Annotated in this window: 13 protein-coding genes and 1 other annotated feature; of the genes, 11 read left to right on the top strand and 2 right to left on the bottom strand. The window is 42.4% G+C overall.

Features of this window, described 5'->3' with window-relative positions; genetic code table 11:
* Window positions 1–79: 79 nt before the first annotated feature.
* Entirely contained in the window at window positions 80–742 is a 663-nt protein-coding gene (locus MHH23_RS08320; RefSeq protein WP_024718383.1) for a DUF421 domain-containing protein, read from the top strand.
* 1 nt (window position 743) lies between these two features.
* Here the strand turns inward: MHH23_RS08320 and spoVB are convergent, their stop codons facing one another.
* Window positions 744–2294 (bottom strand): stage V sporulation protein B, encoded by a 1551-nt coding sequence (gene spoVB / locus MHH23_RS08325; protein ID WP_255234006.1) that lies wholly within the window; start codon window positions 2292–2294, stop codon window positions 744–746.
* Between the two features lie 116 nt (window positions 2295–2410).
* On the opposite strand from spoVB, the gene MHH23_RS08330 reads away from it, so the two are divergent.
* The 8 genes from MHH23_RS08330 to dtd all read left to right on the top strand — a co-directional run bounded on the left by MHH23_RS08330 (window position 2411) and on the right by dtd (window position 11888).
* The gene (locus tag MHH23_RS08330) at window positions 2411–2707 is read left to right on the top strand and encodes a post-transcriptional regulator (protein WP_003216788.1); all 297 of its coding nucleotides are present in this window, start codon (window positions 2411–2413) and stop codon (window positions 2705–2707) included.
* A gap of 41 nt (window positions 2708–2748) precedes the next feature.
* Window positions 2749–4977: a protein translocase subunit SecDF gene (gene secDF / locus MHH23_RS08335; RefSeq protein WP_017358118.1), complete on the top strand. Its 2229-nt coding sequence runs from the start codon at window positions 2749–2751 to the stop codon at window positions 4975–4977.
* Window positions 4978–5177: 200 nt separating this feature from the next.
* Window positions 5178–5666, top strand: coding sequence for a cation:proton antiporter regulatory subunit (locus MHH23_RS08340; RefSeq protein ID WP_008342734.1), 489 nt, complete (start codon window positions 5178–5180; stop codon window positions 5664–5666).
* 99 nt (window positions 5667–5765) lie between these two features.
* Window positions 5766–6122: a LapA family protein gene (locus tag MHH23_RS08345; protein ID WP_024718382.1), complete on the top strand. Its 357-nt coding sequence runs from the start codon at window positions 5766–5768 to the stop codon at window positions 6120–6122.
* 81 nt (window positions 6123–6203) lie between these two features.
* Window positions 6204–8537, top strand: coding sequence for a single-stranded-DNA-specific exonuclease RecJ (gene recJ / locus MHH23_RS08350; protein WP_340959290.1), 2334 nt, complete (start codon window positions 6204–6206; stop codon window positions 8535–8537).
* A gap of 23 nt (window positions 8538–8560) precedes the next feature.
* Window positions 8561–9073 carry an adenine phosphoribosyltransferase gene (locus MHH23_RS08355; protein ID WP_008342729.1) on the top strand — a complete coding sequence of 171 codons (513 nt, stop codon included), beginning with the start codon at window positions 8561–8563 and terminating at the stop codon, window positions 9071–9073.
* Window positions 9074–9215: 142 nt separating this feature from the next.
* Window positions 9216–11426: a RelA/SpoT family protein gene (locus MHH23_RS08360; RefSeq protein WP_008342726.1), complete on the top strand. Its 2211-nt coding sequence runs from the start codon at window positions 9216–9218 to the stop codon at window positions 11424–11426.
* An 18-nt stretch (window positions 11427–11444) separates the two neighbouring features.
* Window positions 11445–11888 carry a D-aminoacyl-tRNA deacylase gene (dtd, locus tag MHH23_RS08365; RefSeq protein WP_340959292.1) on the top strand — a complete coding sequence of 148 codons (444 nt, stop codon included), beginning with the start codon at window positions 11445–11447 and terminating at the stop codon, window positions 11886–11888.
* Window positions 11889–11985: 97 nt separating this feature from the next.
* On the opposite strand, the gene MHH23_RS08370 is transcribed toward dtd, so the two are convergent.
* The gene (locus MHH23_RS08370; protein ID WP_144679885.1) at window positions 11986–13566 is read right to left on the bottom strand and encodes an SH3 domain-containing protein; all 1581 of its coding nucleotides are present in this window, start codon (window positions 13564–13566) and stop codon (window positions 11986–11988) included.
* A 137-nt stretch (window positions 13567–13703) separates the two neighbouring features.
* Between MHH23_RS08370 and MHH23_RS08375 the strand changes: the two genes are divergently transcribed.
* Together MHH23_RS08375 and hisS are read left to right on the top strand one after the other, a co-directional pair.
* Entirely contained in the window at window positions 13704–13874 is a 171-nt protein-coding gene (locus MHH23_RS08375) for a YrzK family protein (protein WP_003216250.1), read from the top strand.
* A 58-nt stretch (window positions 13875–13932) separates the two neighbouring features.
* Window positions 13933–14172: a binding site (T-box leader), on the top strand.
* Window positions 14173–14245: 73 nt separating this feature from the next.
* Window positions 14246–15520, top strand: a complete 1275-nt coding sequence (hisS, locus tag MHH23_RS08380) for a histidine--tRNA ligase (protein WP_008342721.1) — start codon at window positions 14246–14248, stop codon at window positions 15518–15520.
* Window positions 15521–15534: the final 14 nt, after the last annotated feature.

Below are 15534 nucleotides of genomic sequence, written 5' to 3' on the forward strand. Positions count from 1 at the left end.
ATAAAAACCCAGGCTTTCTTTTCTACATAAATAAAGTGTTTTGACACAAGCTATGGTGGAGAAGGAGGGTTTACATCATATGCAGGACATCTTAATTATCTCCATGAGAACGATCATTTTATATTTTCTCATTTGGTTTATCTTTCGTTTAATGGGCAAAAGGGAGATTGGGGAACTGAGTATTTTAGATCTTGTTATTTTTATGATGATCGCTGAAATTGCGGTGCTCGCCATAGAAGAAGTAGAGGATCACATGTTACATACAGTATGGCCGATCCTGCTGTTAACCTTCATTCAAATCACCCTTGCCTATTTGTCATTAAAATTCCAAGGTGTCCGTCGTTTTCTCGACGGTAAGCCGGCCCTGCTCATCATCAACGGAAAAATAGACGAGGGTGCGATGAGAAAACAGCGATACAATTTTGATGATTTGCTGATTCAATTAAGAGAAAATAACATCGATAGTATCCAGGATGTCTCATATGCCATCTTAGAGCCTTCAGGAAAGCTCGCCGTTGTTGAAAAAGAAAACAAGCGCAAACATGCAGCGCTTGAGCTCCCGCTTATTGCAGACGGTGTGGTTCAACATGATCATCTCAAGCAGATCAACCATGATGAACAGTGGCTGATAAAGGAGCTTGCCAAAAGAGGCTATCATGATATCGAGCAAATCTCTTACTGCAGCTTTAATCAGAAGAATTTTTATATTGATTTGAAAGATGAAATTATAAAGAAAAGATGAGCTACAGCAGCTTCCCAATAAACGGGATGCGGCGCAGCTCTTCTCGTTTCACTAGCCCAAGACAGATTAATAGAATGACATACAGCACGCACGTCAAAAAGATCATCATGACAAGCTCTAAAGGTGCGGAAAAGAGTCCGCTCGCTTGATGTTTCATCCATAAGCTGACTGCCCCAGTGCCGATGATCACAAGGACGCAAAGTCCATATTCTTTTAATGGTAAATGAATAGGCAGCACTTTACCGACAGTTGCCGCATGGAGCAACGTGACAAGGACGATGCCGATGAGTATCGCAAGCGCTGCGCCCATAATGCCAAAGCTTGGCTGTGAAGCAAGAACAAAGATCATGCCTGTTTTCACAACAGCTCCTATCAAACTGTTGGTCATCGCTGCCCCCGCTAAATTTAATGCTTGAAGGACAGCCTGCAGCGGCCCTTGAAAGTAATAGAGCAAAAAGAAGGGCGCCATGAATTTTACATAGACAGCGGCATGAGATGAACCATACATGAAGAGGGTTAAATTTTCTGCATACACGAAAAGGATAATACATGAAATGCCCCCGCTTAATAAACAAAGGCGCATCGCCTGCTTGAGCCGGTATTCGACCGTTTTGCGTTTGTTCTGTTCCATCCCTTCACTAATCGCTGGAACCAGTGCGGTGGAGAGAGAATACGTGATAAAACTAGGAAGTGTCAAAAGGGTGAGCGCAAGTCCCGTCAATTCTCCATACTGCCTTGTTGCTTCCACAGCTGCATAACCGGCAATCGCAAGGCTTTGCGCGACTACAATCGGTTCTAAAAACCAAGAGATATTGCCGATGAAACGGCTACCTGTCGTTGGCAGGGCAATACTCATGAGCTGCTTAAACGTGTCCTTCCCATCATGAATTGCCTTGAAAAAACGTTTTCGGATACGGATGGTCTTTTTATAACGAAAGGCAATCAGTAAGTAAGTAAGTGAAATCATTTCGCCGATGACAGATGAAATCATAGCGCCTGCTGCTGCGTATTCAATTCCATAAGGCAGGAACGCTGTTGTACATACTGCCACGAGTGAAATTCTTGCGACCTGTTCTAGTACTTGCGACATCGCAAGCGGGCTCATTTGTTGTCTTCCTTGGAAATAGCCCCTTAACACACTAGAGATCGCAATAACGGGTACGACGGGTGTAATGGCAAGCAGAGGATAGACCGTTCTAGGGTCTGTCAGCATATTTTCCGCCATAATAGGGGCAAACCATAAAAAGAGCGGCGTGAAAATCAGGCTGAGTGTTCCTGTTATCGCAAGGGACATCACTAGAATGCGTTTTGTTTTCTGTTTGTCACCACGGGCTTCTGCTTCTGCGACTAGCTTACTAATAGCAACAGGAAGTCCGAATTGTGTCAGCGTCACGGCGAGAAAAAAGGTAGGCGCTGCCATCATATAAAGCCCTACGCCTTCTTCACCAATGAACCTTGCAATCACAATTCGATTGACAAAACCCAATATTCTTGTAATAAAACCTGCTAAAATTAAAATAATCGTCCCTTTTAAAAACGTTTGCTTCGTCAAATCACAGATCACCTGCCTTCTCAAACGACATAGAATCATATACAATAAGATATGCGTGTATATCGTCCAAGCATGACAAGTCTCTCGATAAAAAACTGAAAAGGGGGAGCCTCACAATGACACAACATCCGGCTGCTATATACAAAGACCATCTAAAGCCTTTTCTGTTCAGTAAGCTTGAAGAATTCATCGTTTTGGGCTATAAAGATGTAGATTTAGAGGAATTATGGTCATACTTAGAGAATAAGAAGTGGAAGAAAAAACAAGAGTATCCGATTCATGAAATGGTTGCAGATATTTTATCTGTGAAAATTGGCGAATTTATGAACTATGCAACCGTTCAGTCGTTCAAAACGTCTGCTTTTTTGGACAGTGAAGATGGCAAGAATATGCTGGATGAACTGTTGAAATAAGCCATCTAAATGGATTCAGGTGTTTAAGGAGGAAATACATAATGAAAAAAGGGCGCATACTTGCGTTTTTCTTAGTGGTTCTGTTAATCGGAACTGGTGTGGGCTTATTAACGAAGCCCGTTGCGAAAGATATGACGCTAGGGCTGGACTTACAGGGTGGATTTGAGGTTCTGTATGATGTACACCCAGTGAAAAAAGAAGACAAGATCACAAATGGTGTTCTCGTCAGTACAGTAGAGGCTTTAAACCGAAGAGCCAACGTGCTTGGGGTCAGTGAGCCGAACATTTCGATTGAAGGAAACAACCGTATCCGCGTACAGCTTGCGGGTGTAAAAGATCAAAACAGAGCACGGGAGATTCTATCGACTGAAGCACAGCTTTCCTTCAGAGATACGAATGACAAAGAACTCCTAAACGGATCTGATCTTGTTGAAAATGGTGCAAAACAAACATTCAATCAAACGAATGAGCCGATCGTGACGGTCAAACTAAAGGATGCGAAAAAGTTTGGTGACGTGACAAAAAAAGTAGCGGCGATGGCACCAAACAATCAGCTTGTCATTTGGCTTGATTATCATAAGGGAGATTCCTTCAAAAAAGAAGTCTCTAAATCAAATCATAAGTATGTATCTGCGCCGAATGTAAACCAAGAAATTAACAGCAGTGACGTACAAATCGAAGGAAACTTTACGGTTCAAGAGGCAAAAGACCTTGCGAGCATTTTAAATGCCGGCGCATTGCCAGTAAAATTAACCGAAAAATATTCAACATCTGTGAGTGCACAGTTTGGTGAGCAAGCACTAAACGAAACAGTCTTCGCAGGAATTGTAGGAATAGCATTTATCTTCTTATTCATGCTGTTTTATTACCGATTACCAGGTCTTGTTGCTGTCATTACACTGTCAGCTTATATCTATATCACACTGCAAGTCTTTGACTGGATGGGGGCGGTCATGACACTGCCTGGAATCGCTGCATTGATTCTTGGGGTAGGGATGGCTGTCGATGCCAACATTATTACGTATGAGCGGATTAAAGAAGAGCTTAAGCTCGGTAAATCTGTCCGTTCTGCTTTCAGATCGGGTAACCGCAGATCGTTTGCCACGATCTTTGATGCAAACTTAACAAGTATTATTGCCGGCGGGGTTCTATTCTTCTTTGGAACAAGCTCTGTCAAAGGGTTTGCAACCATGCTTATCCTATCAATTTTGACAAGCTTTATCACGGCTGTCTTCCTATCAAGATTCCTTCTTGGCTTACTTGTAGAAAGCCGTTATCTCGATCGCAGAAAAGGCTGGTTTGGTGTTCGTCAGAAAGACATCATTGATATTCATGAAACAACTGAAAATACTGAACCGAAAACACCATTTGATAAATGGGATTTCGTCAGCAAACGTAAAGGCTTTATGATTTTCTCAGCAGCCATTACCATTGCTGGAATCATTGTGCTGTCGATCTTCAAGCTCAATGCAGGTATTGACTTTGCAAGTGGTACTAGAGTTGATATTCAAAGTGACCATAAACTGTCAACAGAACAGGTGGAGCAAGATTTTAAAAAGCTAGACCTTGAGACAGACAGTGTTGTGTTATCGGGGCAAAAAGAAAATCAAGCAGCAGCTCGATTTGTCGGTGTTCCGAATAAAGAAAAAATTGCTGAAGTGAAAGATTACTTCAAAGATAAATACGGAACGGAGCCTAACGTAAGTACAGTGTCTCCGACAGTCGGAAAAGAGCTTGCGCGTAACGCATTATACGCTGTCATCATTGCTTCGATCGGGATTATCTTATATGTATCCGTCCGATTTGAGTATAAAATGGCGATTGCAGCGATTGTCTCTCTGCTATACGACGCATTTTTTATCGTTGCCTTCTTTAGCATTACGCGTTTAGAGGTGGATGTCACCTTCATTGCAGCGATACTCACGGTCATTGGGTACTCGATCAATGACACGATTGTCACCTTCGACAGGGTGCGTGAGCAAATGAAGAAACGCAAACCGAAAACGATCGAAGATTTATCGTACATTGTGAATTTAAGTTTACAGCAAACCTTTACGCGTTCTGTGAACACCGTGCTTACCGTACTTGTAGTGGTGATTGCACTTCTCATTTTCGGTTCAGCATCTATTACAAACTTCTCCATTGCCTTACTTGTCGGCCTATTAACAGGGGTGTATTCATCCCTTTACATTGCGGCACAAATTTGGCTGATATGGAAAGGTCGTGAGCTGAAAAAGCCGGCTAAAATCGACACAGAACAAGATATTTAAACAAGAAAGACTGCCAGCTTGGCAGTCTTTTTTTCATGCATCATATTTGTCATCGTCACAACAATAAGATGATATGTAAAAACATTTCGGGTTTCATTGATCTTGAAATGGTCTTTTGCTATAATGACATACGTTTAGATCAGTATAGAAAGCAAGTGTCCGTTTGGGGCATTTGGCTTTTATTCATTGGAGGGGCTGTTATGAAGGTTCGGGAAACTGAACTGCCAGGTATCGGTCACAAAGCCGAAATGATCACAAGAAATAATGAGAAGCTTGCCATTATCACACATGATGATGGCAGAAGAGAGATGTATCATTTTCAAGAAGATGATCACGAAGAATGTATTTCTGGTATCTTGCTTAGCGATGAAGAAGCAAGACAAATCTCGGCTATTTTAGGCGGCATGGTCTATAAACCTAAAGCGCTTGAGACAGTGGAGGTGGCCATTGATGAACTCATCATTGAATGGTTTAAGATTGAAAAGAACGCACCGGCTGTTAACCAGACGATCGGAGACCTGAGTGTTCGCCAAAACTATCAAGTAACAGTCATCGCCATTGTGAGAAAATCACATGAGAAAATTTTAAATCCAGGACCAGATACGGTGATTGAAGAAGGAGACACCCTTGTCATCTCTGGAGAAAGAAAAGAATTAAAGAGCCTCATTAAAGAAAAACTCAGCAGCTAAACGCCCATGCTGATAGAAAACCTTCCGCCATGTTCTTTCGGTGTTTAAAAAGGACAAGAAAGAGGGAAGAATAAAAGAAAAAGCTTGGGGGATTTGTAGATGAATAAACAACAATGGACCATCATACTCGCATTTATTTTCGTATTAATTGTCTCAGTATTTGCTGTTATTAACGTGCGGCCTGTACAGGTAGACTACTTATTTGGAACGGCTGAATGGCCGCTGATCCTTGTCATTATCGGTTCTGTTCTGATGGGCGGACTCATTGTGGCTTTTGCGGGGATTTTCCAAATTGTGAAACTAAAACGTGAATTAAAAGCATTAAAAGCTGAACGTGCAGCCGCTGTGACTGCCCCTACTGCTTCTCCAAAAAAGGTAGACAAAGACGTTCAAAAGAAAACGAATGTCACACCTTTAAAAGAACAGCCAGCGTCTTTTGACCGGAAGGAAAAATAATCTTCCAGTACAATTTCATAAAATAAAAATTGAAACCCCTCAGTCCACTCTAGTATAATAGTGTGGTTGAGGGGTGAATTTATGTTATTATCCAAAATGCGTTGGGAATATGAACATCCTAGCGAAGAAAAAGTGAAATCACTCTCTGAAAATCTGAATATTTCAGCGCTGACTGCATCACTTCTTGTACAAAGAGGGCTCGAAGAAGTAGAAGAAGCGAGGTCTTTTTTATTTGATCAAAAAGCCGAATTTCATGATCCATTCTTATTAAAAGGAATGAAAGAAGCAGTAGAGCGCATCAACAAAGCGATCGAAGAGCAGGAATCGATTGTGATCTTCGGAGATTATGATGCAGATGGTGTGACAAGTACTTCTGTACTTATACATACACTTAAAGAACGGTCTGCGAAGGTAGACTTTTATATTCCAGATCGATTTAAAGAAGGATATGGGCCAAACGAACAGGCTTTCCGATATATCAAAGAGCAAGGAGCATCGCTTGTCATCACTGTGGATACAGGGATCGCTGCTGTAAATGAAGCACGTATTGCAAAAGAAATAGGATTAGACCTGATCATCACAGATCACCATGAACCAAGCGAGGAATTGCCTGAGGCACTTGCGATTGTACATCCTAAGCAGCCTGGGTGTGAGTATCCGTTTAAAGAGCTGGCGGGTGTCGGTGTGGCGTTTAAAGTGGCACATGCACTCCTCGGTAAACTCCCAGTAGAATTATTAGATCTTGCTGCAATCGGTACAATTGCGGATCTTGTCCCGCTGCATGATGAAAATAGATGGATTGCCAAAAAAGGCCTAATGCAGCTTCGACAGTCTAGACGGCCTGGGTTAAAAGCGTTATTAAAAGAAGCAGGCGCCACTCTTGAAGAAGCAAATGAGGAAACGGTCGGCTTTCAAATTGCGCCAAGGCTGAATGCTGTTGGACGAATTGAGCAGGCAGATCCGGCTGTTCATCTTCTCATGACTGAGGATATGGATGAAGCAGAAGAACTCGCTCGTTTTGTACAAGAATTGAACAAAGAACGGCAGAAAATTGTGAGTACGATCACGGAAGAAGCCATTCAAATGGTCGAAGAGACAGGTGCTGACCAGTCTGCTATCGTCGTAGCAAAAGCTGGCTGGAATCCAGGCGTTGTCGGCATTGTTGCCTCAAAATTGACGGATACATTTTCTCGTCCGGCGATTGTGCTTGGAATAGATGAAGAAACGCAGATGGCGAAAGGGTCAGCACGAAGTATTCCTGGCTTTGATTTATTTTTCCATTTGAGCAAGTGCCGTGACATCCTGCCGCATTTCGGTGGACACCCGATGGCAGCAGGAATGACACTTCAAGCGGATGATGTTCCTTTACTTAGGGAAAGATTGAATCAATATGCAAATGAAACGTTGACTGAAGAAGATTTCATTCCAATTCAACGGGTCGATGCAGTATGTAAAGTGGACGAAATGACGGTGCAAGCCATTGAAGAAGTGGGACTGCTGTCCCCGTTTGGCATGCAGAATCCTAAGCCGTTCATTATGATTGAAGACGCCCAGCTTGAAGACATCCGAACGATCGGGGCCAATCAAAATCACATTAAAATGTCACTAAAAGACGAAGACAAGCTGCTCGACTGTGTCGGTTTTCACCAAGGCAAACTAAAAGAAGAACTTGTCCCAGGGAGTCAAATTTCTGTCGTTGGCGAGGTCTCGATTAATGAATGGAATAACCGAAAGAAACCTCAGCTCATGCTAAAAGACGCTAGAGTCGATGAATGGCAGCTGTTTGATTTACGCGGGAAAAAAGATTGGGAAAAGAAAGTATCAACACTTGATCCCGCAAAAACGATGGTCTTCTGTTTTGACGAAGAAACAAAAAGGCAATCGGAGCTGGTGGATATTCCGATTCACCTTATTGATGCAGAAAATGTATCCACGTTTGATGTGCAGGAAAAGTATGTGATCTTTGCCGATGTTCCTGCCGATGAACACTTGCTCAAGCTGCTTTTAGAAAATCAACAACCAGCAAGAATTTATACGGTGTTTCAGCGGAAAGAAGATCACTTTATGTCCTCATTCCCGAGCCGTGATCAATTCAAATGGTTTTATGGGTTCTTGTTCAAACGGGGAAGTTTTCCTATTAAAGAACAAGGCATGGAGCTTGCCAAACATAGAGGTTGGACAAAAGATACAATCATTTTTATGACAAAGGTGTTTTTTGAACTCGGTTTTGTTAAAATAGAGAATGGTGTGCTGTCAATAGTGCGTGATGCCTCTAAAAAAGATTTAACCGCATCATCGTCTTATACAGCAAAACAACGATTGATGGAACTCGATCAAACACTAACATATTCCTCAGCCAAAGAGCTGAAGGAATGGCTGAATAGCATGATGAGCGAAGTCTCACCTGTGCTTTGACGTACGAGGAGGAAAAGGAAAAGATGGATTTAAAACAATATGTGACAGTTGTACCTGACTACCCAAAGGAAGGTGTACAATTTAAAGATATTACAACGTTAATGGATAAAGGCGAAGTGTACCGTTATGCAACGGATCAAATCGTTGAATACGCGAAGGAAAGAGACATTGATCTCATTGTTGGACCTGAAGCGCGTGGATTCATTATTGGCTGCCCTGTAGCATACGCACTTGGTGTAGGTTTTGCCCCAGTTCGTAAAGAAGGAAAGCTTCCTCGTGAAGTCATCAAAGTCGATTACGGTTTGGAATACGGTAAAGATGTATTAACGATTCATAAAGATGCAATTCGTCCTGGTCAGCGTGTACTGATCACAGATGATTTGCTTGCGACAGGTGGAACGATTGAAGCATCCATCAAGCTGGTTGAAGAATTAGGCGGCGTTGTGGCAGGGATTGCATTTTTAATTGAGCTGACGTATCTTGATGGCAGAAAGAAGCTTGACGGTTACGACATCTTGACGTTAATGCAATACTAATGGAGTTTTACGCAAAAAGCACTCAGTAAGAAGGGTGCTTTTTTCCTATCAAAAATCTTTTAGCGGACTTCTTCTCTTTACATCTATCGAATTTTTCTTGATAATAAACTACAATACAGTTTTCATTTAAAAAGGTGATTCCATGGCGAACGAACAAGTTTTAACGGCGCAGCAGGTCATTGATAAGGCAAGAGAATACCTGTCCGCTGAACATATTCAATTTATAGAGCGTGCATACGAATATGCTGAAAATGCTCACAAGGAGCAATACCGGAAATCCGGTGAGCCCTATATTATCCATCCTATTCAAGTGGCGGGAATTCTTGTTGATCTTGAAATGGACCCTTCGACCATTGCTGGCGGCTTCTTGCATGATGTTGTCGAAGACACGGATGTGACATTAGAAGATTTAAAAGAGCATTTTAACGAAGAAGTAGCCATGCTTGTTGATGGAGTGACAAAGCTCGGAAAGATTAAATATAAATCACAAGAAGAACAACAGGCTGAAAACCATCGTAAAATGTTTGTTGCAATGGCGCAGGATATTCGCGTCATCTTAATTAAGCTGGCAGACCGTCTTCACAATATGAGAACACTCAAACACCTTCCGCAGGAAAAGCAGCGAAGAATTTCAAATGAAACCCTTGAGATCTTTGCACCGCTTGCGCACAGATTAGGGATTTCAAAGATTAAGTGGGAGCTTGAAGATACAGCCCTCCGCTATTTAAATCCGCAGCAATACTACCGGATTGTGAATCTCATGAAGCGCAAACGAGCGGAACGTGAGGAATACTTGGACGAGGTTGTTAATGAAGTAAAAGACCGCGTGTCTGAGGTGAACATTAAGGCTGAATTCTCCGGCAGACCGAAACATATTTATAGTATTTATCGAAAAATGGTCATGCAAAATAAGCAATTTAATGAAATATATGATTTGCTGGCTGTACGTATTTTGGTTGACAGCATTAAAGACTGCTATGCGGTACTTGGTATTATTCATACATGCTGGAAGCCGATGCCAGGCAGATTTAAGGATTATATTGCGATGCCAAAGCCGAACATGTATCAGTCTCTTCATACAACGGTGATTGGTCCAAAAGGGGACCCGCTTGAAGTTCAGATTCGTACAGTGGAAATGCACGAAATTGCGGAATACGGAATTGCGGCACACTGGGCGTATAAAGAAGGCAAAGAGTCAGCAGAATCGACGGAAGAAGCCGTTTTCCAGAAGAAGCTGTCTTGGTTTAGAGAAATCCTTGAATTCCAAAATGAATCCACAGATGCGGAAGAATTTATGGAATCGTTAAAAATCGATCTCTTCTCTGATATGGTGTTTGTATTTACACCAAAAGGAGACGTCATCGAGCTACCGTCTGGTTCCGTACCAATTGATTTCTCATACCGGATTCATTCGGAAATTGGGAATAAAACAATCGGAGCCAAAGTCAACGGTAAAATGGTCACACTTGATCATAAGCTAAAAACAGGTGATATTATTGAAATTCTGACTTCTAAGCATAGCTATGGACCAAGCCAGGATTGGGTCAAACTTGCCCAAACCTCTCAAGCGAAGCACAAGATCAGACAGTTTTTCAAGAAACAGCGCCGTGAAGAAAATGTCGAAAAAGGCCGAGAACTTGTGGAGAAAGAAATCAAAAACCTTGAGTTCGATGTCAAAGACATTTTGACCGCTGAAAATCTGCAAAAAGTGGCCGATAAATTTAATTTCTCAAATGAAGAGGACATGTATGCAGCTGTCGGTTATAACGGAATTACGGCACTCCAAGTGGCGAATCGTTTAACGGAAAAAGAAAGAAAACAAAGAGATCAGGAAGAACAAGAGAAAACCGTTCAAGAAGTGTCTGTAGAGTCAAAACCATATCACGGGAAAAAACGAGAAGCTGGCGTGCGAGTGAAAGGCATTGATAACTTGCTTGTCCGTTTATCTAAGTGTTGTAATCCTGTTCCTGGTGATAGCATTGTTGGCTTTATTACAAAAGGCCGTGGCGTATCTGTTCACCGTGATGACTGTCCGAACGTAAAGACAGGAGAAGCGCAGGAACGGTTAATCCCGGTTGAGTGGGAGCATGAACAGCCTGCTCGAAACCGTAAAGAATACAATGTGGAAATCGAAATATTAGGATATGACAGACGCGGCTTACTTAATGAGGTGCTTCAAGCAGTCAACGAAACCAAAACGAACATCTCATCGGTTTCTGGTAAGTCTGATCGTAACAAAGTGGCGACGATCCATATGGCGATCTTTATCCAAAATATTAACCATTTGCACAAAGTGGTAGAACGCATTAAACAAATCAAAGACATTTACTCTGTTCGCCGATTCATGAATTAGAAAGGAAGTATATCGTCTATGAGGCTTGTTGTTCAGCGTGTGACGAGTGCATCTGTGAAAGTAGAAGAAGAGATCACAGGTGTCATCAATGAAGGCTATATGGTGCTCGTTGGGGTTACACATGAAGACACAGAAGAAGATGTGCATTACTTAGCTGAAAAGCTCGCACACTTGCGTATTTTTGAAGATGAAAACGGGAAAATGAATCATTCTTTGTTAGATGTAAAAGGAAGCGTGCTGTCTGTATCTCAATTTACTCTTTATGGTGATACGAGAAAAGGCAGACGGCCGAACTTTATGAAAGCTGCCAAACCGGATATGGCGAATTCACTTTACGAATGCTTCAATGAAACGCTTAGAGAAAAAGGCATCCATGTTGAAACTGGACGTTTTGGGGCGATGATGGACGTCTCATTGACCAATTCAGGGCCTGTCACCATGTTGATGGACAGCAAAGAATAGAAAGACATTAGACTGTGGATAAACTCTTGCTGAGAGTTTGTTTAGAGTCTTTTTCTTTTGCGATCATACAAAAAAGAGGCACAGCGGCCTCTTTTTTCTATCGGAAATATTGTTTTAATCCTTCTGTCATTCCTTCTGTCACTCGTTCTTGGTAAGAGGCGCTATAAATGATCGCTTCTTCTTGAGGATTGCTTAAATAGCCGAGTTCATATAAAAGGGAAGGGCGCTTGTTTTCTCTTAAAACAAAATAATCTCCAAATTTGACTCCTTTATCAGGGATCTGTGATCGTTTTGCGACTTCCGTATGAACGCTTGTCGCCAGACGTTGATCTTTGGATGCTTGATAATAATATGCGGTGCTCCCTCTGATACTTTGGTCCATAAAACTATCATAATGAAGACTAATAAATGCATCTGCATTTCGGTAATGTGAAGTGGCAACCCTCGATTGAAGGCTGATGAATGTATCATCACTTCTTGTTAAATAGACATTTGCTCCAGAAGCTCTTAACTTACCCGCCAGCAAATGAGCGGTTTTGATCGTGATATTCTTTTCAAATGCACCGTCTGCGCCGATCGTGCCGCTGTCTTTTCCGCCATGCCCAGGATCAAGAACAATTGTTTTGCCTTTTAAAGATCCAGTGCCAGACGATGAATCCTGCTGAGGTCTTGGTGCTTCGCTGCTATTTTTCTTTGTTTGAACGACCCAGCTCGCCACGTAGCCTGTTCCGCCGTTTGATAATGTCACCTCGTACCAGTCACCTTGCGTACGAACAATTTGATAAGCAGCTCCTTTTGTTGCTCTTTCTGCAATTCCAGCGGAGGTAGAAGCGCTTTTTCTAATATTCGTTCCATCATAAACGATGTACGCTTTCTGATGAGATGACGAAGAGGATGAATTCTTTTCAGGTGCTGCACTTGCTCCTTGGTTTGAGACAATATAATAACTTGCAACCCAGCCTTTAACGCCTTTTGCTTCGATTTCATACCAGCCATTTTGCTCCCGTAAAATGGTGACTTGAGTGTTGCGGGAAAGTGAAGCGGCCACTTGTGCGTTCGGTGCCGCCGATTTTCGAACATTCAAGCTTGATACGCCAACTGTGCCGGACTGTTTAGAACGAGCGGGCTCAGCTGAACTGGATGAAGAAGCGTTTTGTCCGCCAGAAATATAATCAGAGTGGACCCAGCCTTCTGCTTGTTTGTACGATATTTTTGTCCATTCACCGCTTGTGTCCAGCTTTTTAGCGGAAGCGCCCTGCGGGAAAGTGCCAATGACTTGATAGGAAGTCCCTGGGCCTGTCCGAATGCGAAGGTCAGAGGCTGTTGACGTAATCGAACTGCTTCCTTGCGTACTTTGACCTTGTGTCTTTTGCTTAGCAGGCTTTTGTGCATCAGATGACTTGGTAATCAGCCATGAGACGACCCAGCCTTTTTGTCCGTTCGATAGCCCGATCTGTACCCATTCTCCTTGTTCAGTGAGAATCGGGTAGCTTTCTCCTCGTTTCACAACTGCTGCGATCCCGTAGCTTAAACCAGGTCCGGTTCGCACATTGATTTCATCTGTTGCAACGACAGCTTGATCTGTTTGAGCCGTCGCATGTGTCATTGGCCAAGTGCTGGCAATGAGGACAAAACAGGTGAGCAGCAACATCATGTGATGGTGTGTTTTCAGATTCAAAACGGTGTTTTCCCCTCCCTTGTAAAACCGATGAATGTTAATTCGTTATGTAATGGATGAATTCCTTGCAGTTTCCCTAATAAAATTGAATCAATCTGTTTATACTAAATAAAAATGTGATAAAAGGATGTACAAACATGAGATTAAGCAGAAAATTAGGACGAGTGCAATATAATGGACATCGTGATATCGACCGCTGGCAGCACGACGAAATGGATCAACCAGGCTTCCTTGAAGAAACGGCATCTGAATACGGATGCACGTCAAAAGAAGAGCTGGAAAAGAAAAAGAGACACGGCAAGGGTTGACAGAGTGGCAGCACCGACCTTATTATAATATAAATCAACACACTTGAAAATTTAAAATGTGGAACTGATGATAGAGAATAGTAGGGTAAATTGCGTGAGCAGAGAGGAATCGCCTTGGGCTGAAAGCGAATCCGCATGGCATTTATCACGAAAGAACACTCTGTAGGTTTCCTGCTGAACACTCAAAAAATGAGTCATTAGGCGGAGAACGTGAATCTGCGTTAAGGATTTGAGCGGGAACATGGCTAGATCATGTTCCAACTAGGGTGGCACCACGGGTATAACTCTCGTCCCTACTATACACATAGTAGAGGCGGGGGTTTTTTATATGTCCACATAAAAAATGAATGATGGTCGTAGGAGGACGAAAAATGAGTTTTAATATTCCAAGAGGCACACAGGATATTTTACCGGGAGAATCAGAACGCTGGCAGTATGTTGAACAAATTGCGAGAGATACATGTGCAGCCTTTCAATACAAAGAAATCCGCACACCGATTTTTGAGCATACGGAACTGTTTGCACGAGGAGTAGGCGAGTCAACAGATATCGTTCAAAAAGAGATGTACACATTTGAAGACAAAAAAGGACGTAGCATCACACTTCGCCCAGAAGGAACAGCTTCAACTGTCCGTTCTTATGTTGAAAATAAACTGTTTGCACAGCCTGCACAGCCTACAAAGCTGTACTACATTGGACCAATGTTCCGCTATGAGCGTCCACAAACGGGAAGATATCGTCAATTTTATCAATTCGGAATTGAAGCGATCGGTTCAAAAGATCCTGCCATTGATGCAGAGGTCATTTCATTAGCGATGAGTGTGTATGAGAAAGCAGGTCTTTCCAACTTAAAACTCGTCATTAACAGCCTTGGTGACAAAGAAAGCCGTGCAGATTACCGTCAAGCACTTGTCGAGCACTTTGAACCAAGAATTGATGAATTCTGTCACGACTGCCAAATTCGTTTACATCAAAATCCATTGCGTATTCTTGATTGTAAAAAGGACCGCGATCACGAACTGATGGCAACGGCACCATCCATTCAAGATTACTTAAATGAAGAATCACGGACTTATTTTGAAAAAGTAAAACAATACTTAACCGATCTAGGCATTGAATATGTCGTCGATCCGAACTTAGTGCGCGGTCTTGATTATTACAATCACACTGCCTTTGAGATTATGAGTAATGCAGAAGGCTTTGGCGCGATCACAACATTAGCCGGTGGCGGCCGTTATGATGGACTTGTTGAAGGAATTGGCGGTCCTGAATCACCAGGTATCGGCTTTGCGATGAGTATTGAACGTTTCCTATCAGCGATTGATGCAGAGAAGATTGAGCTTCCTGTTCAAGACGGCATTGATTTATATATTGCGGCATTAGGAGATCAAGCAAAAGATTATGCTGTTGGCTTATTGAATCGCCTAAGAAAAGAAGGCATTTCAAGTGAAATGGACTATACAGGGAAAAAGCTAAAAGCACAATTTAAAGCGGCAGACCGCTTGAAAGCCAAGTTTATTGCAGTTCTTGGTGAAGATGAGCTGGCGCAGCAAATTGTAAACGTAAAAGATACGACAACGGGTGAACAAATTGAAGTGAAGCTTGATGAGCTGATTCAAATGATGAAAGCCCACCAGAAAGCGTAAAGAAGGAGTGGAAT

Origin of the sequence: Bacillus sp. FSL K6-3458 (assembly GCF_038005045.1) — a bacterium.
Classification (GTDB): Bacteria; Bacillota; Bacilli; order Bacillales; family Bacillaceae; genus Bacillus; species Bacillus altitudinis.